We start from the raw sequence: 23,955 nt of genomic DNA, 5'->3' as shown, positions 1-23,955 counted from the left end.
TGCGCTAATTTTAACCTCAAAAAAATGAAAAAGATTTTGTTGGGGCTGGCAGTCACCGTACTGCTTTTTGGTTGTGGTTCCGGTGGCGAGCCAGATGCAGCCGCGCCCGAGAATGAGGATATTTCCGCGGATGCGACTGCGTCGAATATCACACTCACGGACGATCTTTTCATCACGCTCTCAGCCGAAATTCTCTGTTTGCCGTCGAATAATGCAGAAGCTTCGAGCGACCAAATCGAGACACTCGCGAAACAAATCCTCACCGATGCCAATGTGAGCGCGGAAGATTTCACCACTTACCAAAAAACGATTGAAGCTGATCCAGCGAGTAAGCATGAGCTTTCGCTCGCCATCGTCGGCAAAATGTCGGAATTTTGTTCAATCGGGGCACCGGCTGCCGTCGCACCTGAGACCAAAACTACAGACGAGACATTGCCGACTGTTGACACAAAAGTTGAAAATGAGACGGTTGAAAAAAATACAGATGTAGTGATTGATTGTACAAAAACGGGCTGTCCGGATAATTCGGCTTGTTACCACTCGCAGTATAGCGGCATGGGTCCGAACGGTCTTGTCGTTGGTGATGAAAAAGGCGATCTCAAATGTCATTTGAAATGTGAAATTGACGGCGATTGTAGCCAGGGTGAAGTTTGTCAGAAGGTTGATTTGACTGGCGGGGATGTCGTGATGTCGCAACAATTTTGTTTGGCGAAATAAAATTTGCATTTCCAAAACTTTTCGCTAAAATCCGTTCACTCTTCGCTGCCAAAAAGCTTCGCAGGGTAAAACATTTCGCGCTGAAGAAAGCAGGTTCCTAAATCCTGCCGAGGCAAAACCACTATTTCCAAAGGGTTTGCTATCTTCATCTCGAGAGCAGACCTATTTTTTTATCTCCTTAAAATGGCAATTACCAAATCCAAAAAATCCGAAATTCTCGCCGCGCTGGAGGCTGAGTTCAAGAGTGCGAAGTCAATCGCTTTCACGACCTACACCGGCATCACGGTCGCCGACATCCAGAGCTTGCGCACGAAATTGCGCGAGGGTGATGCGCGCATGATTGTCGCGAAGAAGACGCTGATGCGACTCGCGGCGAAAAATGCCGGCTTGAAAGAAATTCCTGAAGAAGTGATGGCTGGTCCAGTCGCGGCGGTTTTTTCGCACGCGGACGAGCTCGCCGGTTTTCAGATTCTCGAAAAATCCAAAAAAGACTTCAAGCAAATTGATATTTTGAGCGGGATTTTCGACGGCGAGATCCTCGACAAGGCGAAAGCCAATCAGCTCGCGGCTCTGCCTTCGAAGGATGTTCTACTCGGTCAACTTGTCGGCTTATTTATCTCGCCGATTCGTGGCTTCGCGGTCGTCGGCAATCAAGTCATCTCTGGATTCGTGCGCGCGCTTGACGCTGTGCGCGAGAAGAAAGCCACGGAGGCTTAATTTCATAAATTTTTTTAACCCAATTTAAAATGTCTGAAGAGACCACAAAAATCGAGCTTTCCGCCGAGGCCAAAAAAATTCTCGACGCAGTGAGTGAGCTCAAAGTCATCGACCTCGCGAATCTCGTGAAGGCGATGGAAGAAAAATTCGGCGTGTCGGCAGCGGCTCCGGTCGCAGTCGCAGCAGCCGGTGCTCCCGCAGCGGGCGGCGAGGCGGCGGAAGAGAAATCCAATTTCTCGGTCGAGCTCACGGATGCTGGTTCGAACAAAATCGGCGCGATCAAGGCTGTGAAAGAAATCACGGGCGAAGGTCTCGGCGAGGCGAAAGCCACAGTCGAAGCGGCTCCGAAAATCTTGAAAGAAAATGTCCCGAAAGCGGAGGCGGAAGAAATGAAGAAAAAATTGGAAGCGGCTGGCTGCAAAGTCACGCTTAAATAAGAATTGATAAGGATTAAGTTGGTAAGAACTAAGGATTAAGTTAGTAAGAAATAAGTAGAGACGAGGCATTGCCTCGTCTCTACATTTTCGTTTGGAAAGATTTTCGAAAGGTTGGTAGTCGGCGAGATTATCCCTTTTTCCTCAAAAAATCAGCCAGCGCCTCTTCAAAGCTTCGCATCTGGGGTAATTTCGTATTTAGCAAAATCGAATTTCGTGGTCGCTCGGCTGGGGTTGGAAATTCTGCAGTCGTGATGTCGATGACTCGGGTCGGTAGGTTTTTCAGCTCAAAAATTTTCCTGGCAAAATTCGCCCAGCTCGTCGTGCCGGAATTCGTGACATGAAAAATTTCTTTTGACTCTGGATTCCCGCCTGCGTTTTTTGAGTCTGGATTCCCGCTTTCGCGGGAATGACTCGCCTGCGCTGAAACTTCGGCGGGCAGGCGATTTAAAATTTCGCGTGTCATTCGTGCCAAATCTTCCGTGAAGGTGGGTGAGCCGACCTGATCGGAAACTACTTTAATTTCAGCATTTACGCTCGCAAGTCTGAGCATCGTGTTCACGAAATTCTGACCGTCGCCGAAAAGCCAACTCGTGCGAATGATTGCGAAATCGCAACCAGATGCTTGAATTTTCTTTTCACCCTCGAGCTTCGATTGCCCATAAAAATTAACTGGATGCGGCTCGGCATCTTCGGCGTAACCATTCACATTCGCGCCGTCGAAAACATAATCGGTCGAAAAGTGAATCAGCTTAGTATTCAGGCTCCTACAAATTTCCGCGAGCTTGCCGACGGCTTCCGCATTGATCGCGCGCGCCAAATCGCGCTCGCTCTCGGCGCGGTCGACCGCTGTGAAGGCGGCAGCATTCACCACAAAATCCGGTTCCAGCGCGGCGCAAGTCTTTTCGACTTTCGCGAAATTCGTGAGGTCGAGCTCATCTTTCCCAAAAGCGGAAACAGCGAAATCACGGGAAAGCTCTTTTTTCAAAGCTTTTCCGAGCTGACCGTTCGCGCCTGTCAGGATGATTTTTTTCAAACATTGAATTTAAAAACACACACATCGCCGTCCTGGACGAGGTACTCCTTGCCCTCCGAGCGAATCCAACCTTTGTCGCGCGCCGCGGCTTCGCTGCCAGCTTCGAGCAATTTTTCCGTCGCGACGACATCTGCGCGGATGAAGCCGCGTTCGAAGTCGGTGTGAATCTTGCCCGCGGCATTGGGCGCGGTCGCGCCGCGCGTGACAGTCCAGGCGCGCGTCTCCTTCTCGCCGCTCGTGAAGAAGGTAATCAAATTCAAAACCGAATAGGCCTCGCGAATCAGGCGATTCAAAGTCGACTCCGTCAGTCCGAGATCCGCGAGAAAAATCGCCGCCTCTTCATCCGCGAGCTCAATCAACTCACTTTCAATCTTCGCCGAAATCGGGACGATTTTCGCATTCGCAGGCAGCCCGGTTTTCGCGCGAAAATTCTCGACGTCAAAATTCCCTAGATTTTCCTCGCTCACATTCACGCCGTAAATCAAAGGCTTGGACGTGAGGAGCTGCAGCTCGCGCAAAATTTTTCGCTCATCGTCATTCTCGAGCTCGACCAAGCGGGCGGGTTTTTCCGCTTCCAAATTTTCGCGCAGGCGTTCGATTAAACCAGTCGCAATTTTCGCGTCTTTTTCTCCGGCGCGGGCGCGTTTCTCGAAGTCGCTGCCGCGTTTCGCGAGTGTCGTGAGATCCGCCAAAATCAATTCCGTCTCGATGACTTCGATGTCTTCGGCGGCATCAGGTTCGGCTGAGACATGCTGGATGTCGGGATTCACGAAGTCCCGCACGACCTCGACAATCGCATCGACCTCGCGGATGTGCGCGAGAAATTTATTGCCCAAGCCTTCACCGGTCGAAGCGCCTTTCACCAAGCCGGCGATGTCGACGAATTCAATCGCGGTCGCGATTTTCTTCTTTGCATGCGACATTTCTGCCAAGCGGTCGAGGCGGGAATCGGGAATCTCGACAATGCCGATGTTCGGATCAATCGTGCAAAACGGATAATTCTCCGCCGCCGCCGCGTGCGATTTCGTCAGAGCATTGAAGAGCGTGGATTTGCCGACATTCGGTAGTCCGACGATGCCAATTTGAAGAGCCATTTAGTTGCGTTTTAGTGTAAAATTTGGTAAAATTAAAAACCAGTTTTAACTCATTCTAGTGGAAAAATGGCGAAAACTCATTCACGCTAAGAAGGGCTTCACACTCGTCGAGCTAATCGTCGTGGTTATTATTTTATTAATCATCACTGTTGCGTCCATGCCTGGATTTTTGGGCTCTCTGCGCAAGGGTCAGTTTGAAAAAAATATTGTGGAGATCGTGACATTGCTGGATCGAGCGCGCACACAGGCCTTGGCGAGCAAGCTTGATTCTAGCGATAAAATCTCGTCGGGAGGCTACGGCGTATTTTTTGATATGCTAAATCAAGAAGCGGTCCTTTTCGTCGATGATTGGAATGCGGCTGCTGGCGAAGCGGTAAATGTCGATTACGCTTTTGATGTGGTCGCCAGTCGTGTCTTGTCAGACGGAATTTACACGCCGGGTCACGACACTGCACTCTCGACTCTCGTGGTCGATTCGCCGTCTTACATTCTCCTGGAAAGCTTGAGTGGCTATTTGCTCGATGGCTCTGCTTGGTCATCGGCTCCAGGCAACACAATCACTGTCATTTTCAAACCGCCTTATGCTGAAGCGATCATCACAGGGAATCCCGGCGCGGTTTCACTGCAAAATTTTGATGCTGTTTTTAGGCTAATTTCAGATAAGCTCACACGGACTATCAAATTTAATCGCGTGACGACTGCTCCTCAAGTTATCAAAAATTAATGCTTAATAAGCTCAAATCTCGTCGCGGTGAAACACTTATCGAAGTTTTTGTGGCCACGATTGTCTTCGTCGTCGGTGCACTAGCGGCGACGCGACTTTTTGCTATGGCGACGGTCAACAACCAGCTCACGAAAGAACGCGCAATCGCAACCAATCTGGCGCGTGAAGGTCTCGAGGCTGTTCGAATCATTCGCGACACGAATTGGTTGAGATTCGCAGGCGAGCGGAGAATGTGCTGGAATAATGCTGATTTTTCTTCGTCGATTAAGTGCCAAGAAAATGGTACGACTGGCACGCCGGTCGATGTAATCCAGGATCAGCAAAACTACATTGTGAAATTTAATGCGGCTCATTACCGTTGGGAGCTGGACATGAATTTACCTAGTCGTCTCAATCTTACTGATGGAATTGACGCTGATGATGAAAAATATCGTCTCGAAATTGGTGCGGATGAACTTTATCGTCATTCGGACCCATTGGTTCCGGCAGGAGTGCAGACAGTGTTTTACCGCGAGATTTTCACGGAATATCTGAACGATGATCAGACTCAAGATGCATCGACCAGTGTGTCGGCGAATATTTTACGCGTGACGGCGAAAGTCGAGTGGTTTGATCGCGGCAAGATGAGTGAAGTGGTTCTCACGACTATTCTCACCGATTATCTCAATCGTAAAAATCATTTATAAAATGTTTTCAGCTCTCACAAATCGCGTTCGCAAAAATCAAGGCTTCACGCTCATCGAGGCGATTATTGCGATTTCGATTTTTCTGGTTATCATCACTGCGACCTCCGGTATTTTTACAGACGCTTTTGCCAGCCAACGCAAGGCTGAAGTCTCCAAGATTGTCTACGAAGAAGGACGAATCGCGCTCGAGCGCATCGTGAAAGAAATGCGGCGCGGGACGATTGACTACGAAGAATATTGGAATCGTTTTAAATGGCAAAGCACTGAAACTGATAATCAGTTCTATGGTCTTAATTACGGTGACTACGCGCGTTATTTTTATCGCGATGCGAATGGCTTGGTACCTGATCCAGTGACACGCTTGGATGAAAATATTGGCGTCAATGCTGATGTTGCGCCGCTGGGCGACGCCAGTAGTCTTGCGGTTTGTACGCCTCCATTCATACCGACTGCTGTCACAGATTTTTCGGGTTATGAGCAATGCGAACTTTATCTCATCACGGCCGACGGTACGGAAAAAACAGTTTTCAAATTAATCCCCGAGTTTGTCGGCACTGATAGAGAATACCATCTCGAAATGTTGAAATTGGAAGGGCGTGATTATGGCGATGACGGCATCGTCGCCACGCTGGATACCGGTGAGAGTGATGGTCAAATCGACTCTTGGGTGCCAGCAGTTGATTTTTGTTCGGCATATGCAGCGGGAGTTTGCACAACGCGTCAATTTCAAAAAATTCAACCGGACTCGATTCAAATCACTTCACTCAAATTTTTCGTTGCGCCGCTCGAAGATCCGCGCAAAGCTTTCGCTGAATTCACCGATGACATTCAGCAGCAGCCACATGTGATGATTGAGATGACAGTCAATCCCTCCGCCTCACGAGCGCACGGTGTGCGCGGCGAGATTCCGTCCATCACACTCCAAACTACGGTGGGCGCACGCGCTCAAAATGAAGTTAAAAGTCTGCCTTAAGATGTCCAATCTTTTTCACAGTTTTCGCAAAAATTTTCGCGACACGCGCGGTGTTTCGCTCTTGGTTGTTTTTGGTTTGACGGTTGTTTTAATTTTAATTTCCGGAACCGTGACCAAGCTTGTGCTTGGTTTCATCCAGACGACAGCTCAAGTCGAACGAGCAAACAAGGCCTTTTTTGCCGCGGAAAGCGGCATCGAATTGGCGCTTTACGATTTGATGGCTTATAAAGATGGCTATCAGACGGATAGTTCGCAGCTTGTTTGTGACGACCAACTTGATCTCAATAGTAATGACAATTCTGGTCTTGCAGCCTGTGACAACGATCACCAATATCGTTTTGTCGATTTCGCTGATGAGCCGATTGTTTTACTCGACACGGATGCGAGCGACGATGATCTTTCCGGCGCGCGCGGATTTTGGCGGATTTTTGCACGCACACTCAAGAATGTTAGCAATGAATATTTAATCCCAAATCCGTATTTCGCTGGCAACAAAGATGGTGTACTCACGAGTGATGAGTGGGGCGAGCTGACCAAAAGGCAGCCGCTCAACTTGAGCTTGCTTACAGACGCTAACCCAAATCAAATTAGTCAACCTGAGCCGCAGCTCCGTTTCGATTGGGTCTCAGATGTCTCAAACACAAAAATTATTTTTGACCCGGGTCCGGACTGGGCGCCGAATTTCAACGGTAATGACCAAGACGAGCTTTTTATTTGGACTTTCTCGGCGATTGACGGCAATAGCATAGAGCACACCTTGCAGGGTGTTGCGTGGGAGTCCGACATCACTAATCAAGATTGTGACGACAGTGGTGTCATCGATGCCAATGAGTTTTGCTTTATCTTTGATTTGGACACAAGCAGTGTTTTGCTTGGTGCCGATGGCGATGTGTATGCCGGTGAAGACATCAGTCAAACTTTGCTGAGCCCTCAAAAAATGTCTGACCTAACGGACCTAAATCGTGTCTCGGCGGTTGAAGAATCTTTTTCTTATGCTACGCCGAAAGACTATTTAACCAAGCTTGGTGAGGGGATGAATGGAATTGAAACAGCGTTTGATAACCCGCAGTGGAGGAGCGCGCAGCTGACGATTAGTTTGATTGCCACACTTTCTGAGACTTCGGGTATCCCGACCAACTCACTGCGCTACAAGCTCGTGAGCGATGAGTCGTGGTCCGACGAATATAATTACATTGTTTCACAGGGTTTCGCAGGCGATGTGAAGCAAACGATTGAGACGCGTTTCCGTCGTGCCTCCGCCATTCCGATTTTCTCGTATGTGATTTTCCAGTAAACATGGAACATGGAACATGGAGGGTGGTTGGTCATTGGGTTATTAGGTTCGGAGGGTGAAGGTCATTTAATATTTAAAATTGAAAATTTGAAATTAATCGATTATTGGTTCGGATGGTGATTGGTCACTGGGTTCGGAGGGTGAAGGTCATTTAATATTTAAAATTGAAAATTTGAAAATTTTGCGCTGCTCAAGCCTCGAATTAGTTTCGAGGTTCGGGTTATGCTATCTTGTTCCAAGTTCCAAGTTCCAAGTTCCATGCTCCATGCTCCATGTTCCATGCTCCAAGTTTCATGTTCCATGCTCATGACCAAGCTCACACTTTTTTGCGACGGGGGCGCGCGCGGTAATCCCGGTCCGGCGGCGGCGGGCGCAGTCATCCAAAATTCCGCGGGCGAGACGCTTGCCAGTGTCGCGCAATTCCTCGGTGACGCGACCAATAATCAGGCGGAGTACGCCGCCGTGATTCTCGGTATTCGCAAAGCACTCGAATTTCAGCCGACCGAGCTTGCAATCTTCCTCGACTCGAAATTAGCCGTCGAGCAAATTTCCGGTCGCTGGAAAATCAAAGATCTGAATCTCAAAAAGCTGGCGGAAAAAGCGCACACGGGTTTGGCGCAGATTCCCAAATGGAAAATCGCGCACATCGCGCGCGAGAAAAACTGCGAAGCGGATCGCCTCGTCAATCAAACACTCGATGCGCGCGGCTTCAAGAAGTCAGCTTTTTTTCGCGGCTGATTTTGCCAATTTCGCGACTTTCGATTTGCGGCGGGCAGCGGTTTTTTTGTGGAGCAAATTTTTCTTCGCCGCTTTGTCGATAGTTTTGTAGGCTGCTTTCACAGCTGCAACCAATTTCTCAGCACTGTCTTTCGCTTTCGAGAGCTTCTCGACGGCTTTGATGGAGTCGTGCATTTTGTCTTTTTGCAGGCGATTGCGCGCCGTTTTTTTGCGGTCTTTGCGCATCGCTTTGATGGCGGATTTGATGAGAGGCATAGTAAGGATTAAGAACTAAGGATTAAGTTAGTAAGGAGTAAGAACTAAGGATTAAGTTGGTAAGAAATAAGTTTTAAGTTGCGAGAGTTTAGTCCTAAAATTACCGGCTTTCAAGCCCAAATGGCGAGGGCGATTTTTTCGTCGCTGAGCGCGCGAATCATGCGCAGCGTATTCACGCGCGTCTGGTCGAGGCGCACGACGATGATTTTCAGTTCACTTTTACTCAGCTTTTCCGCGTCGTGCGGCAGCTCGAAAGTCTTCAGCTCGAGTCCCAATTTCTGCGCGTCGAAATCCGCGCCGACGAGTACGGCGTTGGCGGATTTTTTCGCCAGTTTTCTCAAGAAATTAATTTCGTCCTTTTTCGGATTGTGGAAAATTACGGCTGCGCGCTCTCGCAAAATCCGCTCGGCTTCGCGCACCGAATTCACGCGACCGCCGAAATTCGCTGCCAGGACGAGCCAAACGACGGCGAGCAGGATTCCACCAAACGCCGCTGAAGCAAGTGTTTTCGGCAAATTGATACTCTGAACATTCAGCGTCTCGCCGTGTAGAGTCGTGAAAAATTTGAACTTCGAAGCAGCATCGTATTTCGCGAGCTCCTCGGCGAGGACTTGCTTCGTCGCGGCGGACACGAGCTCGCCACCATTCGCCGGGAAGCTCGCTTCAATCAGGAAATTTTGCGTCGCTTGTGCCGCCCCGCTGATCGCGACCGGCGTGCCCGCGATGCCGCTGACGCGTTCCGCGAAAGTGGGGGAGCGCAGCCAACCCGTAATCGTGTCAGAAAAATCATCGGCTAATTTCGTTGCGTCGAAACTTTTCTCGAGCTCACTTTCTGCCTGCACGCCCACCGAAAAAAGCAGCGTCAATTTCTGGGTGGGCTGTTGTAAAAAATAAACCGTCGCGGCGGCGAGTGTCGTCGCGAGCGTGATGGCGAGGACGATGAGCCACTGTCTTCTCAAAAAATTGGCGAAATCGATGAAGTCCATTTAACAAAATTAAAACGGGGAAAGTCTATCGAAAAAGTGGAAAAATAAAAAGTTGCGCTTTCGCGTGAAAAATTTCGTGTTAAAATTTCCGCCATGCAACTTCAAAAATTTTACGAGACTGCCATCGCCACCGGTCGCTCCGCCGACCCGCGCCCGCAGTCCGAAATCGACCGCCAGCTCGCGGAAGAGAAAAAAGTCTACGATAAGCTCGACAAAAAAGAGCGCGAATTTTTCGACACCGAACGCCTCAAAAATCCCTACGCGGACACGCGCATTCTCCATGGCGATCCGAAGACTGAGATCAAAAAAATTGCCGTGGGAATCGACTTCGAAGCGGTGGAAATTTTGCTCGTCCACGAATTAAACAAATCCGGCGCCAAGATCGACCTCGCACTCTCGCATCATCCGGAGGGAATCGCGCTCGCGAAGCTCGACAGCGTGATGCGCCTGCAAGAGGATCTCTATGCCGAGGCGGGTGTGCCGGTCAATGTCATCGAAAAATTAATGGACAAAGAAACGGCGCGCGTTCTGCGCAGCATTCATCCGGTCAATCACCAAAAAAATATCGACATCGCGCGCGCGCTCAAAATTCCTTACGCCTGCACACACACCGTCGCGGACAATCTCGCCTACCGCTTCGTCGAGAAATTAATGGCGAAGAAAAAACCGCGTACGCTCGGTGAGATCATCGATGTCCTGCTGGAGGAGCCGGAATTCGCTGAGTCTGCCCGCCGCGGCGTACCGCCGCTCGCTTTCGTCGGCAGCAAAAGCTCCAAAGCCGGCAAAATCGCCGTCTCGGGCTTCACGGGTGGGACGAGTGGCTCGGCTGAAGTCTACGAATCACTGAAGCACGCGGGCATCGGCACGGAAATCGCGATGCACATGCGTCCGGACGCACAGAAAGAAGCGGAAAAACACCACATCAATGTCTTGATCGCCGGACACATCGCGAGTGATTCGCTCGGCATGAATCTATTGCTGGATGAAATCCAAAAAGCCGGCGTGAAAGAAATCGTCGCGCTTGGTGGATTCACGCGCTTCTCGCGAAGATAAGGGTTTTGGCTAGTGGTGGAAAATACAGAATTACGGTGAGAAAAAATTTTGATAAAAAGTTCTGTAAAATGGAAACATGACGAAGATAATCACAGTCGAATATTTTAAAAAATATAGGCAAGAGCTTGGATTTACAAATCAGGGTGCCGCAAAAGACTTTTTCGCCGCAAAAGACATCACACCGGTCGTCGATTTCAATTACATTAATTTTCTCAATAAGCGACTATTTGAAATAGTAAATAAACTTAACGAGATTGTCGACCAGTCGCTCAAAATCGAAAATGTAGCATCTTTTTGTAAAGAAAATATAGGTGTTGTTTTTCAGAAATTGAAAAATAATAACATTATTCCGCGTCTCAATAATCAGGGCAGGCGACCTGAGGAGGTTTATTTTTCTTGGGTGCGCGGTTTTGTTATCTCGAATTATTTCTTGGGTGCACTGTCAGTTATTTTCGGCGTCAGGATTGAAGATATTTATTCGATTGGGGATGACGATTTAGCCAAGATCGAAACCTTCAAAAGAACGCCAAAAGCAGATTTAGAAATTAGTCTAAAAAATATTGGAAAAATCAGATTGGAAATCCAGTCTGGTTTTCAGGGCATAAACGACATCAAGCAACACAAAGTCTTAGAAGCGAAAAGAATTTTCGCAGAAAAAGGGATTTCGTCCATCGCTATTCATTTTGATTTATTCAACGGACAAGTTGCTTTTGTTAAGCTGGACGGAGTCGAAGACGATAATACCAATTGGATCACAAGACAACAAATGGAAGGGCAAACAGTTTTAAATATCGATCAAAATTATTTTGTGTGGAAGTTGACGGAAAAACCACCGAAATTTACAGATTTAAATTTCGACTGAACATGGCAAAAAAAATCAAAGTTGTCGATTTATTCTCTGGGGTTGGTGGGCTAAGTTTTGGTTTTGCCCGAGACGATGACTATCAAATTATCGCAGCGAACGAGATTTTGCCGGATATGGCGCGAGCCTACGAGCTGAATCATCCTGGAGTCAAAATGTATTGTAAGGATATTAAAAATTTCGGCCTAAAAGACTTGCAAAAGGATTTTAATTTAAAAAAAGGTGAGATTGATTTGGTCGTCGGTGGTCCGCCCTGCCAGGCGTATTCGACTGTTGGCAAAAGACTGATTGATGATCCGCGCGGCAAATTATTTCAGGAGTACCACCGAGTTTTGAAGGAAATCCAGCCGAAGGCGTTCTTATTTGAGAATGTAAAAGGTTTGCTTTCGATGCAAGGAGGAGAACTATTTAAAACTATTTTGGATTTGTTTGAGTCGTTGGGTTATCGAGTTGAATATAAAGTTTTGAATTCGGCTGATTTTGGCGTCCCGCAAATTCGCGAAAGGGTTATTATTTTTGGGACGAAACTAAATCGAAAATTTAATTATCCTGAGCCGACTCATTGTAATTCTAATTTTGAGGTTAGTCTTTTTAATCGCAATTTAAAGCCTTATTTGACAATAGCAGAGGCGATTAATGATTTACCTTTTATTAGCAGTGGAGCAGAAAGTTTCGAATATTCAAGCTCACCTCAAAATGAATTTCAAAAGTCGATGCGGAAAAATTCCCCCAAGATATTAATGGATCACAACGCGCCGAAGAATAATGCCAAGCTAGTAAAAATCATGCAATGCTTGCCTGACGGAGGGACGCCTGCAGACTTACCGCAAGAAATGCGACCGACTAGTGGATTCAAAAATACTTATTGCCGACTTTGGTGGAACCGACCGAGTCCGACAATTACTCGGAATTTGAGTACACCGTCATCTTCGCGCTGTATTCATCCGAAGGCTCCTCGCCCGCTCACGACGCGGGAAGGCGCGAGGCTGCAGTGTTTTCCAGATGATTATATTTTTTATGGATCTCGTAGTTCCAGGAATTTACAAATTGGCAATGCTGTGCCAACTTTTCTCTCGATTGCCCTGAAAGATGCGATTAAAGATCATTTTCAAGAACAGTTAGTTTTTGAATTAAATTCAGGCATTTTTCGCTCACGCTCAAAATCGTCGTCTGTCCAAGTACTTGCATGACTGCAGTGTGAAATGGCGCAGGTGCCAGAGTCAGGAACGAACACCACGAAGTGGTCCCGCTGGGATTTTCGTTCCCTACAATTAACTTCATTTTTCACTACCTACTCTCCACAAACACTTTCACCACTTTCAGCTTCAGCAACTCGTCCGAAATATTCTTGCCGCCGAAAACCACCTCGCCAATACCGCGCGCGTAAATGTCGCGTCCGGACTTCGTCGTCTGAATGACTGCGACTGAGTCGACAGGACAAAGTCTTTCCGCTTGAAATAGACTTTTTAGGAAATTTTTGCTAAAGTGCACTACTTCTCCAAACGAAAATAGTATTTCATTTTTTTTTTGGGGGGGGGCGTGAATGCCGCCCTTTGACATTTCGATTAACAATTTAAACAACAAAAAGAAAGGAGGTTGGTAAAAAATTCAATCGGCAAAAAACTGAGGTAAAATTAAAAACCCAAACTCAAACTTACTTAGGAGGAACTATGAAAAAAATCAGAAAAATTATCGGACTTGTTTTCATAACACTGCTTGTTGCTGGGTGTGGCGGTGGTGACGATGACGACAATGTTATCGCGGGAGAAGATGCCGACAACAACGGTGTCTGGGATTATCTCGATAGTTACATCGAGACCACATATCCAGGGCAAGAGAATGAAAACACCAGAAAAGTCTTGGTGCAATATGCCGTTGCTCAGCAAAATTTCTTGCTTGCCGAAACTAAAGAGGAGGCAATTGCCCAAGCGAGGATTCGCACTAATGCCAGTGCTTGTGTGCGGTGTGTCCGAGACAGCTTAGGCGATGCAATTGCTGTTAAGGATGAATTTCGTAAGACGCAACTCAACACCCATGCGAGAGTTAAGAGGTATTTCGAAAACGACCTCAAGCTCTCGGGAGAATTCTTTGATTCTCCTAATGACGATTGCGCAGTTTGCGACTTTGGCTTAAACAAATAAATTTGGGAGAAAGGTCATGAAAAAACAAACTATCTGGTTAGTGCTTTTTCTTTTGGTGTTTGGAGCGATTCGGACATCTTCGGCGTTTGCTGATGTTGTAGTGTTTTACTGCAATGGAATGTTTGTTCCTACCGAAGAGAAAGCTGATGATGCAAGAGCAGCAATCCAAAAAGCGGTTGGTACGACCTTCAATGGTCAAGTTATCAATTATAAAGTCGCCTATAACCAAAACGAAGGCGCACTTTCTCTGGTCGAGGTTGCAGAGCAAAAAAGCATAGAGGTCTGGCCAGAATTTTTTGACTGGATTAGTGGTGTCGTGGAAGCTCCAGATTGGTTTTGGGCTGCAGCGGAAACACTTTTTACCAGTGCGTCGCTTCAAGCTTGGGTTTCAGATAAAGATCTCTGGGAGCATGTTACTAAATACCGTGCGGAAATAGACGCTGGGAATAAGGTGCTATTGGTCGCCCACTCCCAAGGTAATTTCTATGCCAATGAGGCTCATTTTTTAATTAATGATCCTGACAATCTGAAAGTCGTCAGTGTGGCAAATCCCGCAGACTATGTGGCTGGCTGTGGTCCCTACACCACACTCTATGATGACCATGTTATCAACAGTGTTAGGAGAGCCTTCGGGGCGTTGCCAGGAAATATGGAGAATACGAAGTCGTATGAGCGTCTAAATCACGATTTTCTGCTCTCCTATTTCCAAGGCGATAGATCGGGACCGAAAATCATCAAGGATATCAAGAGGCAGATTGCTGTCTGTTATGCACCTGTTTCATCCATCGATTCTTTGTGGATTATGTGGGAATCTGCAGTCCTTGGAGGTATCCCGGATGAAATTAATCTCAGCTGGGCTGCTGTCCCGGGAGCGGCCAGTTACAATATCTATATTGATTCTGGTATTTGGCTTTTGGCTGCTCAGACGACCGAAACTTCGGTCAAGCTTGTATATTCGGGCTATCCTCGAATATCTATTTCGGCCGTCACGGCTGACGGTGAGGAGGGGCTCAAAACCGAGTATGCAATCAGCTGGCAAGACGAACGCATTATTCTGGATTGATAGTGGGCATGTCGCAAAACAAGACTCGACATCTTGGTTTTGCGGCTCTCAAAAATTTTCTCTGTCCGAGCAAGCCGATTTCGGAAGTGCTCGGGCGAAACCTAAAACCTTAACTCCGGCTTGCTTGCAGACCGGAGTTTTTATTTGCCGCGCGGTAGGGAACGCAGATCTGCGTTCCCTACGGGTTTTGCGCTAAAATTTAGTCACGCTACATTTCCTCATGCTTCCCATCCAAATTCTCGCCGGACTGGGTTTGGCGCTCTCGCTTTACACTTTGTATTTGCATTGGAAATTGAAACGCGACGCCAAGTACAAAGCCGTCTGCGACCTGAGTGACCGGATGTCTTGCATGAAGAGCATTCGCAGCGCAGAGGGCAAAATCTTCGGCATCCCAAATGGCGTTTACGGCATTGGTTTCTACGCAGCAATTTTCCTCGCCACGCTGCCGCCGCTCCAAGCCTACCTCGCGCCGCTCGCTGTGCTCGGCGTGATTTTTTCCCTGTATTTCGCATACCAGCTTTATTTCAAGGTCAAAACAATTTGCGTCGTCTGCACTGCCATTTACCTGGTGAACCTCCTGCTGCTCGTCTTCGCCTGGGCAAAATAAAACCCTCACGCGGAGGGTTTTATTCGCTTGAGATTTCGCGGTGGCTTATTTCTTCTTTTCGAAGAGCTTGCGAATCTTCGCGCCGGTGACTTCAATGGGATGCTTCTTTTCCGCGGCGCGCCACTTCTTCATATTGGGCATGCCGTCGGCGTATTCTTTCATCCAGACTTTCGCGAACTTGCCGCTCTCGACATCTTTCAGCGCGGCTTTCATTCTTTTCTTCGTGCCAGCGTCGATGATTTTCGGACCGACGAGGCGACCGCCGAATTCCGCGGTATTGCTCACGACATCATACATGCGTCCGAGACCGCCTTCGTAAATCAAGTCCACAATTAGCTTCATTTCGTGCAGACACTCGAAGTAGGCGAATTCCGGTGGGTAGCCCGCCTCGGTCAGCGTCTCGAACCCGGCTTTAATTAATTCCGCCGCGCCGCCGCAGAGGACAGTCTGCTCGCCGAAAAGGTCTTCGTAAGTTTCCTGCGCGAAAGTCGCTTCAATCACGCCGGCTTTGGTGAAGTACATTTCTTTCGCCATGGCGAGCGCGATTTTTTTCGCGTCTTTCGTCGCGTCCTGGTGCACCGAGATTAGCGCAGGGACGCCGAAGCCTTCGAGGTAGCATTTGCGCTCTTCTGTACCCGGACATTTCGGCGCGACCATGATGACATTCACATTCTTCGGGGGGACGATTCTCTTGAAGACAATGTTGAACCCGTGGCTGAAGCTCAGAGTCTTGCCCGCCGTGACGAATTGTCGGATGTCTTTCTCGTAAACCGTTTTCTGAATTTCATCCGGAATCAAGATGTGGATGATGTCCGCTTGCGCCGCCGCGTCGGCAATGGAGGCGACTTTCAGTCCGTCCTGTTTCGCGAGCTTGGCGGAGGGACCACCTGCTCGCACGCCGACGACGACTGCGACTTTCGAGTCGTGGAGCATGCGTGCTTGGGCGCGACCTTGGGCACCGTAGCCGATGACGGCGATGGTTTTGCCCTTCAGAATGCGCGCATCCGCATCTTTTTCGTGGTAGATTTTCATTTCAAAAAAGTTAAAAAAAGCATTTCGATTTCACCGGAAAAATTATTCGACTGTTGCAGGCACTAAATCGACATTCTCTTCGGTCTCTGTGTCTGCTAGGGTGTCGAGCGAATCAGTTGGTTCGATTGGCATACCGTTCTCGTCCAACACCACTGCTTCGACCGGCATGCCATTCTCGTCCAAGACCACTTCTGGCTCGGTCGGAGCGGGGACGAATTGCAGCGGGTCGACTTCTTCGAAATCAGTCGGCGCGGTGACAGTCTGCTCTTGGTTGAGCTCGGAATTTTGCGCGGTGAGCACGACACTCACGGTGCCAGTCGGCACTTGCGGGATTTCGAGGTCAGCGAGATTGACATTCAAAGTCGCGGTGTAGCCCCGGAGGAAGCCATCGTCGCGTCCGACTTGGAGCAGGATGGTTGATTTGATTTTGGTCGTGAGCTCATCCAGCACTGTCTTGATTTTGGCTTTTTGCGCGGCGTCGAAATTCAGAGGATTCTCTGTGCCTTCCGGTAGAGCCGGCGTGAATAATTCGCCAATTTCCGCAAGGAAAGCGTCAGACATGATGAGGTCGGTATTCAGCGTGACTTCGACCGGTTGGACATCGCTGAGACTGATGGGCATTTTTTTTACAAGCAGAATGTCGTTCGCGGCGAGGAGACCCTTCAGGGCTTCACGCATGGCGAGTTGTTGCGCCTTTTGTTCTTCGAAGACAGTGGCGATTTCCGGGTCGGATGTTTTCAATTTCGCGACTGAAACGCCGTACCATTTCCCAATGTAAGGTGTAATCGTCTCAATCGGGAGTCCGAGCGCGTCTGCACCATCGAGCGTGAATTCGCTGAGTTCGCCGTAAATCACTTCGTCGACGATTTTGATCTCACCACTCGCTTTGCCTGAGATTATTTGTCCGGCGACGGTCGTCGTGAAATCCAGCGTCATTTGATAATCGAGCGTGGGAATGTATTCGGTCGCGTTCGCAATGACTCCGTTGCCTGCGAGTGCGATTTGCGCGTTGCCCATCTCACCGGCATCCGCCGTGACTTGGAGATTCATTTGCGACTTACCCGACTCGATGGCGAGTGAGTTGGCGAGCGCGTCATTTACGAATTGCTGCGGATCATTTGGTCGGTCAATCCAGATTTTCACCGCGAACCCGCCGCCGATTATTAAAACTGCGAGGATTCCGAGGTAGGTTTTTTTCATTTTCATTTTAAAAAGTTAAAAAAGCGAGGGGATTTTAGCCTACTTCACATCAACTCAAAAGTGCCGTCGCGCCCGCGCGCGAGATTTCGAGCACACCGAATTTTTTCACGGCGACGATGAATTCGTCTATTTTTTGAGGCTCGGCGCAGATTTCGATGACCCAGAAGTGGCCGTTTTTGCGTGCGACGCGCACCGGAAATTTCCGCAAAATTTTCGTCAGCGCGGGTGCAGTCTCCGCCTCGACGGCGATTTTCACGAGCGCGAGATCCCGAATCACGGCTTCGGCTTCTTCGAGTTTTTTGATTTTCACGACCTCGATGATTTTGTACATCTGCCGAAAAACCTGGTCGATGTCGGTGCCTTTTTCCACGACGATGGTCATGCGGCTCAGACCTTTCTTCTCCGAGTGCCCGACGGTGAGGCTTTCGATGTTGAATTGGCGCCGTCGAAAAAGACTCGCGATGCGATTTAGTACACCGGATTTATTTTCGACGAGTGCGACGAGCGTGCGATTTTTGGGCGGCATGATAAAACGGGATTCATTTTAACAAAAATCTAGGGGGAATCCGAACACTATTTTCGCAGCAAAATATCGAGATCCAATTCCAAATCCTCGCAGCGTTTGCGCAGTAGCTCTTTCGCATCCGTGACGCCGCGGTCATAAATCTCCGCGCCGATGTCCTGTAAGAAGAAATCCAAAAAACTTTCCGCGGCGATGATGCCGAGTGTCTCATCCCGTTCTTCCCGGAAAAACGCAATGATTGCCTCGATGCAGGACTGGCGTTTTTCTTTCGGCAGCAAATCCCATTTGCGCTTGATTTCACTCATAGTGAGGGGATTTTATCAAAAAAGCTGTACAAAAAATCCCCCTGTCCCGCCGCGACCCCGAAGGGGCCACTTAGTGGCGAGACATCCCCCTTTACCAAAGGGGAGTTTCAGATTCACTCCTTTTGCGTAAAAAGAAAAAAGCCCCCCTCTTGCGCAAAGAGGGGCTGGGGGAGATTTTGTTCGCGCAGGTTCGAATTTGTAATTCGAATCACACATTTCAGCCAACAAAAAATAAACGGTTCAAGTTGTAAGCTTGAACTTGCGAAAGCGCGGTCGCATTATTGAGACGATACAGCCCGTCTCTTTTTTAACTCCTATTATGGCTGATGACATCCCAAGGCAAATTGATAGCCTGCGGCAGTGCTCCATATCCGTCGTGTTCCACCATTTTAACTGTACCTTCAGATATTGCTTTTTTAATTATGAATTGAGATGTTTTAACATAATACGGCGAACCATTTCTACCTAACACAAGAATCTGTTTCTTTTCCATCTCGGTATTTTCTCTGAGTAAATTCTCAATTCTAATTCGCTGTGTCTCTGGATTTTCAGAAGGGGTGTCAGATAGTTTCATTCCAAATGATTATTAGTTAATACTTTAATCAATAATTTTTAATTTGTCAAATCAGCTCAATTAGGGGACTGAATTCGCGCAGGTTCGAATTTGTAATTCGAACCACACATCTAAATTAACAGAAAACAAATTGTTCGTGTAGAGACGCTGCACTGCAGCGTCTCTACTGCTATTGCAGCGTCTCTACCGTCAAAATAATTCCTTTGTTATTATTTCTCATCCACCACCTCTCCCTCGACCGTCTCGTCGCCATCTTTTTTCGGCTCATTGTTGTCTTTGACTTTCACATCGTCGGTTGACTGGGTGGCTTGTTGCTCATAGAGTTTCGCGAACGCGGCTTGGCTGACTTTCGAGAGTTCTTCCATCGCGACCTTGGTTTTCTCGCGGTCGACTTCCTTTTCGCCGAGCGCGGATTTCAGTGTCTCGAGTTTTTCCTTGATGCCTTTCGCATCGTCGGCGGAGATTTTCGACTCATGTTCTTTCAGGGTTTTTTCCGTCGAATAGACGAGCGCGTCGGCGTCATTCACGACCGAGGCGGCTTCTTTTTTCTTCTTGTCTTCCTCCGCGTGCAGCTCGGCTTCTTTGCGCATTTTTTCGATTTCCGCGTCGGTCAAGCCGCTCGAGCCTTGGATTGTGATTTTCTGTTTCTTGCCCGTGCCTTTGTCGTGCGCCGAGACAGCCAGGATGCCACTCGCGTCGATGTCGAATGTGACTTCGACTTGCGGGACGCCGCGCGGGGCGGGCGGGATGCCATCGAGGATGAATCTGCCGAGTGATTTGTTGTCGCTCGCCATTTCGCGTTCGCCCTGGAGGACATGAATCTCCACACTCGGCTGGTTATCCGCTGCCGTCGAAAAGACCTGCGATTTGCTGGTTGGAATTGTTGAATTTCTTTCAATCAAGGGCGTGCGTACACCACCCAAAGTTTCAATTCCGAGAGTGAGGGGAGTGACATCGAGCAGTAAAACATCTTTCACATCGCCGCGGAGGATGCCGCCCTGGACGGCTGCGCCGATGGCGACCGCTTCGTCCGGGTTTACATCTTTGAGCGGATCTTTGCCGAAGAGTTCTTTCACTTTCGCCACGACTGCCGGCATGCGCGTCTGTCCGCCGACCAGGATCACCGCGTCGATTTCACTCAGCGAGACTTTCGCATCGGCAATCGCTTTTTTACAAGGTTCCGCCGTGCGTTCGACGAGGTCGCTGACGAGCGCTTCGAGCTTCGCGCGCGAGAGTTTCACATTGAAATGTTTCGGGCCATTCGCATCGGCAGTCAAAAATGGCAAATTGATTTCCGTCTCCGTCGCGGTCGAGAGTTCCTTCTTCGCTTTTTCCGCCGCTTCTTTCAGGCGTTGCAGCGCGAGCTTGTCTTCGCGGACATCGATGCCGTCGGATTTCTTGAATTCCGTGACGAGGAAGTCAATAATTTTTTGGTCGAAATCGTCGCCGCCGAGGTGCGTGTCGCCATTCGTCGAGATGACTTCGAATTGTTTCTGACCATCGACATCGGCGATTTCCAAAATCGAAACATCGAAGGTTCCGCCGCCCAAGTCGTAGACCGCGATTTTCTGGTCTTTGGTCAGTTTCTTGTCCAAGCCGTAGGCGATGGCGGCTGCCGTCGGTTCATTGATGATGCGCTTCACATCGAGTCCGGCGATTTTGCCCGCGTCTTTCGTCGCGCTGCGTTGTGAGTCGTTGAAATAAGCCGGGACAGTGATGACCGCTTCGGTGATGGTCACGCCGAGTTTCGCTTCGGCGTCCGCTTTCATTTTCGCCAACACCATCGCTGCGATTTCGGACGGTTGGTGATTTTTGCCGCCCATTACGATTTCGCATTCGCCCTTCGCGCCCTTCACGACCTTGAAAGGCATTTCACTGATTTCTTTCGCGACTTCGTCGAATTGGCGTCCGATGAATCGTTTCGCGGAAAAAATCGTATTCTCCGGATTGATGGTCGCTTGGTTTTTCGCCGGCGTACCGACGAGACGATTGCCGTCTTTCAGCGCGATGACTGACGGTGTCGTCCGATTGCCTTCGGAATTTTCCAGCACTTCCGGCTTGCCGGCTTGCATCACTGCCATGCAGGAATTCGTCGTTCCGAGGTCAATGCCAATAATGTAGCTCATTTTTTTAGGGTTAAAATTAAGGGTTAAACTCACGAAACGCCGAAGATTCTGCAACGATTCGCGCCTGGAATTTTAGTTTTTTTTGGTAAAAAAATCAAGTTTTATTTCAGACTTTCTCTGGTTTTTTCCCGAACATAACTTTCGACCGCAGATTCATAAATCGCTCTAAGTTCGTCTCGATTATCCTGTTGAGCGATTATTTTTCCGAAAAGCTGAAAAATCAAACTAAAGCCGTCAGTGGTTTTTAGATTATATTGTTTGACGGCTTGCCGAATTATTTTCAAACAACTTTCTTCCGCTGGCTTTCTGATCCATCTTTGAAATTCCTCCTGTAAAAATACAGCGCATCCGTCTGTATTTTCGGGGAGATGATTCTTTCCAAATTTTTTGATTAGAGTTTTACCTCCGAGCGCAAAATAACCGCCCTCTTTTGTTTCGCGAGTTTTGATAGGCTCGTTATCCATGAATTGCCAATTTAAATCATTCATGATTAAAAGTCAAATCGATGAGCGTGCTAAAATTCAGGCGATGAATCGTGATAACCCTTTGATTTGGGTTGAAATCTCGCAGTCCGCGCTTACGCACAATTTCCAGATTTTTCGCGCGCTCGTCGGTTCGGGCGTGGAGCTGGCGCCGATGGTGAAGGCGAATGCTTACGGTCACGGGCTGAGAGCCTGCTCTCGGATTTTTCGCGCGGCAGGTGCGGAGTATCTCGCGGTGAATTCGATTTTCGAAGCGGAAAAAATTCGCGCCACGGGGGATGCGGGTCGGATTTACATCGCGGGTTATACGCCGCTGGCTGAATTAAAAAATGCCGTCGAGCTCGACACCGAGTTTGTCGTTTTCAATTTCGAGACGCTGGAAAAATTAGCTGAGCTTGATTTGCCGGCGCAGATTCATTTGAAAGTGGAAACCGGCACGAATCGCCAAGGCCTGCAGAAGCAGGACATTCCGCGCTTTCTTGAAAAAATTAAATCACTGCCCAAAGTCGAATTGGTCGGTGTCGCGATGCACTTCGCGGACATCGAGGATACGACGAGCCATGATTTCGCGCGGCAGCAGCTCGCGGAATTTCTCGCGCTGCGCCAGTTGATCGAGGCGGCAGGTTTTCCACATTTGAAATTCCACGCTGCGAATTCCGCCGCGACTTTGCTCTGGGATTCCACGCATTTCCAGATTTGTCGGACGGGGATTGCGAATTACGGCATGTGGCCGAGTGAGGAGACTTTCATTTCGCTCGCAGAGAATCGCCAAAATAAAATTGTTCTGCGACCGGCACTGACTTGGAAGACACGGATTGCTCAGCTCAAAACCATTCAGGCGGGGGATTCGGTCGGCTACGGTCGCGCCTTCGTCGCGGAAAAAGAAACTAAAATTGCAATTTTGCCCATCGGCTATTTCGACGGCTTCGCGCGTGATTACGCTGAAAAAGGCTCGGTTCTGATTGCCGGTCAGCGTGCCAAAATTCTCGGCCGTGTTTGCATGAATATCATGATGGTCGATGTTTCGGCGATTCCTGCTGCCAAGCTCGAGGACGAAGTGGTCTTGCTTGGCAAATTCGGCGAGGAAGAAATCACCGCCGAAGAAATCGGCGTGTGGGGAGGGACGATTAATTACGAAGTGACGACGCGGATTCGGGAAAACATTTTGCGAAAAGTCGTTGATTGAAATAAAATTCGCCGGCTTTAAAAATGGTCTAAAAACTAAAAACCCCGAAGCGGTTCCTTCGGGACTAATAACTAACAACTAAAAACTAATAACTACGAACTATCCCGGGGCTGTAGTCCGCCACGGCGGACGCACATTCCAAAAAATTCCGGGGCTGTAGTCCGCCACGGCGGACGCACATTCCAAAAAATTCCGGGGCTGTAGCTCAGTTGGTAGAGCGCACGGTTCGCAATCGTGAGGTCAGGGGTTCGATCCCCCTCAGCTCCACCAAAAATATTTATCCCGCGCAGCGGGGGAATATTTTTTTGGAGGCCGAGTGGTGAGATCCCCTAAAGCACAAATTCAAAAAAATCAGGATCTCGCCGGCGCGCGCCGCGAACAAGCTTGAATTCAAGATAACTGTCGAGCCAGCTTCGATCCCCCTCAGCTCCACCAGCCTTCGCTTGCGAAGGCTGCCCGCCGAAGCCTCGGCGAAGGAGGGCAATAATCGGATTATTGTTCCCTAAAAGTTTTGTTACAAGCTACGGCTGGCTTCGCCAAAAATAGTTTGTAGTTTATAGTTGGTAGTTTGTAGAAGATTCTCCTGGATTATTTGTTGTGCATTCGAATCTTGAAACTCAGAAACATGAAGCACATAGCGTGGAACATGGAATATGAAGCAGAATTTAAACGACTAAATTCCTCCCCTTTTGGGGGAGGCTAGGTGGGGGTGAAGAAAAGAAAGTGGTGAGCTAGCAACAGCAAAAAATCAAAACGCTGGAAATTATGGTGCGTAGAATTTGGATTTGAAAATTATTTCGTAAATTACGAGACTTGAAAATTCGAAAATTTTGCGGTTCAAGCCTCGAATTAGTTTTGAGATTCGCGTTTTTACCCACTGACCCTCCGAACCCATGACCCATAACCAATGACCCATAACCACTGACCCATAACCACTGACCCTCCGAACCCATAACCAATGACCACTGACCCTCCGAACCATTAAACAAGTTTGCAATTTTTCTCAAATTTTGGTAGAATATGAGCGTTCCTTTACTGAGATTGTCTGAATTGAGATTCGCTCGTCGAATCAAAAATCTCTCAATCACTCATTCTTCAATCCTCGGATTGCTGAATGAAATCAGCACTGGAGCCAAAAACAAAAATA

The 23,955-nt window shown here is 48.5% G+C and carries 27 protein-coding genes and 1 tRNA gene; 16 read left to right on the top strand and 12 right to left on the bottom strand.

The genetic code is table 11. The features are described from left to right. Nucleotides 1-24 precede the first annotated feature (24 nt). From WCV72_04385 to rplL, 3 genes are all read left to right on the top strand, one after another. The gene (locus WCV72_04385) at nt 25-717 is read left to right on the top strand and encodes a hypothetical protein (protein MFA6458592.1); all 693 of its coding nucleotides are present in this window, start codon (nt 25-27) and stop codon (nt 715-717) included. A 183-nt stretch (nt 718-900) separates the two neighbouring features. Next, nucleotides 901-1,434, top strand: a complete 534-nt coding sequence (rplJ, locus tag WCV72_04380; protein ID MFA6458591.1) for a 50S ribosomal protein L10 — start codon at nt 901-903, stop codon at nt 1,432-1,434. Between the two features lie 29 nt (nt 1,435-1,463). Next, on the top strand, nt 1,464-1,871 hold the full coding sequence (gene rplL / locus WCV72_04375) for a 50S ribosomal protein L7/L12 (GenBank protein MFA6458590.1): 408 nt from the start codon (nt 1,464-1,466) through the stop codon (nt 1,869-1,871). Between the two features lie 127 nt (nt 1,872-1,998). On the opposite strand, the gene rfbD is transcribed toward rplL, so the two are convergent. Both rfbD and ychF read right to left on the bottom strand, forming a co-directional pair. Then, nucleotides 1,999-2,904 carry a dTDP-4-dehydrorhamnose reductase gene (gene rfbD, locus WCV72_04370; protein MFA6458589.1) on the bottom strand — a complete coding sequence of 302 codons (906 nt, stop codon included), beginning with the start codon at nt 2,902-2,904 and terminating at the stop codon, nt 1,999-2,001. Further along, nucleotides 2,901-3,998: a redox-regulated ATPase YchF gene (gene ychF / locus WCV72_04365; GenBank protein MFA6458588.1), complete on the bottom strand. Its 1,098-nt coding sequence runs from the start codon at nt 3,996-3,998 to the stop codon at nt 2,901-2,903. Before ychF ends, rfbD begins: the two co-directional genes overlap by 4 nt. Nucleotides 3,999-4,056: 58 nt before the next feature. Between ychF and WCV72_04360 the strand changes: the two genes are divergently transcribed. The 5 genes from WCV72_04360 to WCV72_04340 all read left to right on the top strand — a co-directional run bounded on the left by WCV72_04360 (nt 4,057) and on the right by WCV72_04340 (nt 8,413). Then, on the top strand, nt 4,057-4,722 hold the full coding sequence (locus WCV72_04360) for a prepilin-type N-terminal cleavage/methylation domain-containing protein (GenBank protein MFA6458587.1): 666 nt from the start codon (nt 4,057-4,059) through the stop codon (nt 4,720-4,722). Further along, complete coding sequence (locus WCV72_04355) at nt 4,722-5,408, top strand: hypothetical protein (protein ID MFA6458586.1); 687 nt, start codon at nt 4,722-4,724, stop codon at nt 5,406-5,408. The genes WCV72_04360 and WCV72_04355 overlap by 1 nt, the downstream gene beginning before the upstream one ends. Before the next feature lies 1 nt (nt 5,409). Continuing rightward, the gene (locus WCV72_04350) at nt 5,410-6,381 is read left to right on the top strand and encodes a type II secretion system protein (protein ID MFA6458585.1); all 972 of its coding nucleotides are present in this window, start codon (nt 5,410-5,412) and stop codon (nt 6,379-6,381) included. Between the two features lies 1 nt (nt 6,382). After that, nucleotides 6,383-7,675 carry a pilus assembly PilX N-terminal domain-containing protein gene (locus tag WCV72_04345; protein ID MFA6458584.1) on the top strand — a complete coding sequence of 431 codons (1,293 nt, stop codon included), beginning with the start codon at nt 6,383-6,385 and terminating at the stop codon, nt 7,673-7,675. A gap of 306 nt (nt 7,676-7,981) precedes the next feature. After that, entirely contained in the window at nt 7,982-8,413 is a 432-nt protein-coding gene (locus WCV72_04340; protein MFA6458583.1) for a ribonuclease HI family protein, read from the top strand. Here the strand turns inward: WCV72_04340 and rpsT are convergent. Together rpsT and WCV72_04330 are read right to left on the bottom strand one after the other, a co-directional pair. Next, nucleotides 8,393-8,668, bottom strand: coding sequence for a 30S ribosomal protein S20 (gene rpsT, locus WCV72_04335; protein MFA6458582.1), 276 nt, complete (start codon nt 8,666-8,668; stop codon nt 8,393-8,395). The genes WCV72_04340 and rpsT overlap by 21 nt on opposite strands. Nucleotides 8,669-8,778: 110 nt before the next feature. Next, nucleotides 8,779-9,654 carry a hypothetical protein gene (locus WCV72_04330; GenBank protein MFA6458581.1) on the bottom strand — a complete coding sequence of 292 codons (876 nt, stop codon included), beginning with the start codon at nt 9,652-9,654 and terminating at the stop codon, nt 8,779-8,781. 93 nt (nt 9,655-9,747) lie between these two features. On the opposite strand from WCV72_04330, the gene WCV72_04325 reads away from it, so the two are divergent. From WCV72_04325 to WCV72_04315, 3 genes are all read left to right on the top strand, one after another. Continuing rightward, a complete protein-coding gene (locus WCV72_04325; GenBank protein MFA6458580.1) occupies nt 9,748-10,707 on the top strand; it encodes an NGG1p interacting factor NIF3 in 960 nt (319 codons plus the stop codon). A gap of 76 nt (nt 10,708-10,783) precedes the next feature. Further along, complete coding sequence (locus WCV72_04320; protein ID MFA6458579.1) at nt 10,784-11,569, top strand: restriction endonuclease; 786 nt, start codon at nt 10,784-10,786, stop codon at nt 11,567-11,569. A gap of 2 nt (nt 11,570-11,571) precedes the next feature. Next, entirely contained in the window at nt 11,572-12,759 is a 1,188-nt protein-coding gene (locus WCV72_04315) for a DNA cytosine methyltransferase (GenBank protein MFA6458578.1), read from the top strand. A 97-nt stretch (nt 12,760-12,856) separates the two neighbouring features. On the opposite strand, the gene WCV72_04310 is transcribed toward WCV72_04315, so the two are convergent. Next, the gene (locus WCV72_04310; protein ID MFA6458577.1) at nt 12,857-13,060 is read right to left on the bottom strand and encodes a hypothetical protein; all 204 of its coding nucleotides are present in this window, start codon (nt 13,058-13,060) and stop codon (nt 12,857-12,859) included. Between the two features lie 179 nt (nt 13,061-13,239). Here WCV72_04310 and WCV72_04305 point away from each other — a divergent pair, with 179 nt between their 5' ends. From WCV72_04305 to WCV72_04295, 3 genes are all read left to right on the top strand, one after another. Further along, a complete protein-coding gene (locus tag WCV72_04305) occupies nt 13,240-13,710 on the top strand; it encodes a hypothetical protein (GenBank protein ID MFA6458576.1) in 471 nt (156 codons plus the stop codon). 16 nt (nt 13,711-13,726) lie between these two features. Beyond that, on the top strand, nt 13,727-14,773 hold the full coding sequence (locus WCV72_04300) for a hypothetical protein (GenBank protein ID MFA6458575.1): 1,047 nt from the start codon (nt 13,727-13,729) through the stop codon (nt 14,771-14,773). A gap of 220 nt (nt 14,774-14,993) precedes the next feature. Beyond that, nucleotides 14,994-15,380, top strand: coding sequence for a vitamin K epoxide reductase family protein (locus WCV72_04295; protein ID MFA6458574.1), 387 nt, complete (start codon nt 14,994-14,996; stop codon nt 15,378-15,380). A gap of 45 nt (nt 15,381-15,425) precedes the next feature. On the opposite strand, the gene ilvC is transcribed toward WCV72_04295, so the two are convergent. The 7 genes from ilvC to WCV72_04260 form a co-directional block, all read right to left on the bottom strand. Then, the gene (gene ilvC, locus WCV72_04290; GenBank protein ID MFA6458573.1) at nt 15,426-16,412 is read right to left on the bottom strand and encodes a ketol-acid reductoisomerase; all 987 of its coding nucleotides are present in this window, start codon (nt 16,410-16,412) and stop codon (nt 15,426-15,428) included. A gap of 42 nt (nt 16,413-16,454) precedes the next feature. Then, nucleotides 16,455-17,618, bottom strand: a complete 1,164-nt coding sequence (locus WCV72_04285; GenBank protein MFA6458572.1) for a hypothetical protein — start codon at nt 17,616-17,618, stop codon at nt 16,455-16,457. A gap of 43 nt (nt 17,619-17,661) precedes the next feature. After that, on the bottom strand, nt 17,662-18,138 hold the full coding sequence (gene ilvN / locus WCV72_04280) for an acetolactate synthase small subunit (GenBank protein ID MFA6458571.1): 477 nt from the start codon (nt 18,136-18,138) through the stop codon (nt 17,662-17,664). Between the two features lie 47 nt (nt 18,139-18,185). Continuing rightward, nucleotides 18,186-18,440 carry a DUF2164 domain-containing protein gene (locus tag WCV72_04275; protein ID MFA6458570.1) on the bottom strand — a complete coding sequence of 85 codons (255 nt, stop codon included), beginning with the start codon at nt 18,438-18,440 and terminating at the stop codon, nt 18,186-18,188. A 307-nt stretch (nt 18,441-18,747) separates the two neighbouring features. Further along, a complete protein-coding gene (locus WCV72_04270; GenBank protein MFA6458569.1) occupies nt 18,748-19,014 on the bottom strand; it encodes a hypothetical protein in 267 nt (88 codons plus the stop codon). Between the two features lie 209 nt (nt 19,015-19,223). Beyond that, nucleotides 19,224-21,140, bottom strand: a complete 1,917-nt coding sequence (gene dnaK / locus WCV72_04265; GenBank protein MFA6458568.1) for a molecular chaperone DnaK — start codon at nt 21,138-21,140, stop codon at nt 19,224-19,226. Between the two features lie 101 nt (nt 21,141-21,241). Next, nucleotides 21,242-21,628, bottom strand: coding sequence for a hypothetical protein (locus tag WCV72_04260; protein MFA6458567.1), 387 nt, complete (start codon nt 21,626-21,628; stop codon nt 21,242-21,244). 40 nt (nt 21,629-21,668) lie between these two features. On the opposite strand from WCV72_04260, the gene alr reads away from it, so the two are divergent. Together alr and WCV72_04250 are read left to right on the top strand one after the other, a co-directional pair. Beyond that, complete coding sequence (gene alr, locus WCV72_04255) at nt 21,669-22,808, top strand: alanine racemase (GenBank protein ID MFA6458566.1); 1,140 nt, start codon at nt 21,669-21,671, stop codon at nt 22,806-22,808. Nucleotides 22,809-23,002: 194 nt separating this feature from the next. Continuing rightward, nucleotides 23,003-23,078, top strand: a tRNA-Ala gene (locus WCV72_04250). The last annotated feature ends 877 nt before the right edge of the window (nt 23,079-23,955 follow it).

It is taken from the genome of Patescibacteria group bacterium, from assembly GCA_041665585.1.
In the GTDB taxonomy this organism is placed as follows: Bacteria; Patescibacteriota; Gracilibacteria; order JAHISY01; family JAHISY01; genus JAHISY01.
Note: the sequence above shows the minus strand (reverse complement) of the source record. Positions and strands in the feature narration are given on the sequence as shown.

Bases quoted from the DNA above. Each gene is read 5' to 3' on its own strand.
- WCV72_04355 (MFA6458586.1), top strand. From the start codon at position 4,722: ATGCTTAATAAGCTCAAATCTCGTCGCGGTGAAACACTTATCGAAGTT.
- WCV72_04325 (MFA6458580.1), top strand. From the start codon at position 9,748: ATGCAACTTCAAAAATTTTACGAGACTGCCATCGCCACCGGTCGCTCC.
- WCV72_04270 (MFA6458569.1), bottom strand. From the start codon at position 19,014: ATGAAACTATCTGACACCCCTTCTGAAAATCCAGAGACACAGCGAATT.
- WCV72_04305 (MFA6458576.1), top strand. From the start codon at position 13,240: ATGAAAAAAATCAGAAAAATTATCGGACTTGTTTTCATAACACTGCTT.
- rplJ (MFA6458591.1), top strand. From the start codon at position 901: ATGGCAATTACCAAATCCAAAAAATCCGAAATTCTCGCCGCGCTGGAG.
- WCV72_04385 (MFA6458592.1), top strand. From the start codon at position 25: ATGAAAAAGATTTTGTTGGGGCTGGCAGTCACCGTACTGCTTTTTGGT.
- WCV72_04315 (MFA6458578.1), top strand. From the start codon at position 11,572: ATGGCAAAAAAAATCAAAGTTGTCGATTTATTCTCTGGGGTTGGTGGG.
- WCV72_04350 (MFA6458585.1), top strand. From the start codon at position 5,410: ATGTTTTCAGCTCTCACAAATCGCGTTCGCAAAAATCAAGGCTTCACG.
- WCV72_04345 (MFA6458584.1), top strand. From the start codon at position 6,383: ATGTCCAATCTTTTTCACAGTTTTCGCAAAAATTTTCGCGACACGCGC.
- WCV72_04300 (MFA6458575.1), top strand. From the start codon at position 13,727: ATGAAAAAACAAACTATCTGGTTAGTGCTTTTTCTTTTGGTGTTTGGA.
- WCV72_04330 (MFA6458581.1), bottom strand. From the start codon at position 9,654: ATGGACTTCATCGATTTCGCCAATTTTTTGAGAAGACAGTGGCTCATC.
- WCV72_04260 (MFA6458567.1), bottom strand. From the start codon at position 21,628: ATGAATGATTTAAATTGGCAATTCATGGATAACGAGCCTATCAAAACT.
- ychF (MFA6458588.1), bottom strand. From the start codon at position 3,998: ATGGCTCTTCAAATTGGCATCGTCGGACTACCGAATGTCGGCAAATCC.
- WCV72_04275 (MFA6458570.1), bottom strand. From the start codon at position 18,440: ATGAGTGAAATCAAGCGCAAATGGGATTTGCTGCCGAAAGAAAAACGC.
- rpsT (MFA6458582.1), bottom strand. From the start codon at position 8,668: ATGCCTCTCATCAAATCCGCCATCAAAGCGATGCGCAAAGACCGCAAA.
- rplL (MFA6458590.1), top strand. From the start codon at position 1,464: ATGTCTGAAGAGACCACAAAAATCGAGCTTTCCGCCGAGGCCAAAAAA.
- WCV72_04295 (MFA6458574.1), top strand. From the start codon at position 14,994: ATGCTTCCCATCCAAATTCTCGCCGGACTGGGTTTGGCGCTCTCGCTT.
- WCV72_04340 (MFA6458583.1), top strand. From the start codon at position 7,982: ATGACCAAGCTCACACTTTTTTGCGACGGGGGCGCGCGCGGTAATCCC.
- alr (MFA6458566.1), top strand. From the start codon at position 21,669: ATGAATCGTGATAACCCTTTGATTTGGGTTGAAATCTCGCAGTCCGCG.
- WCV72_04320 (MFA6458579.1), top strand. From the start codon at position 10,784: ATGACGAAGATAATCACAGTCGAATATTTTAAAAAATATAGGCAAGAG.
- ilvC (MFA6458573.1), bottom strand. From the start codon at position 16,412: ATGAAAATCTACCACGAAAAAGATGCGGATGCGCGCATTCTGAAGGGC.
- ilvN (MFA6458571.1), bottom strand. From the start codon at position 18,138: ATGCCGCCCAAAAATCGCACGCTCGTCGCACTCGTCGAAAATAAATCC.
- dnaK (MFA6458568.1), bottom strand. From the start codon at position 21,140: ATGAGCTACATTATTGGCATTGACCTCGGAACGACGAATTCCTGCATG.
- WCV72_04285 (MFA6458572.1), bottom strand. From the start codon at position 17,618: ATGAAAATGAAAAAAACCTACCTCGGAATCCTCGCAGTTTTAATAATC.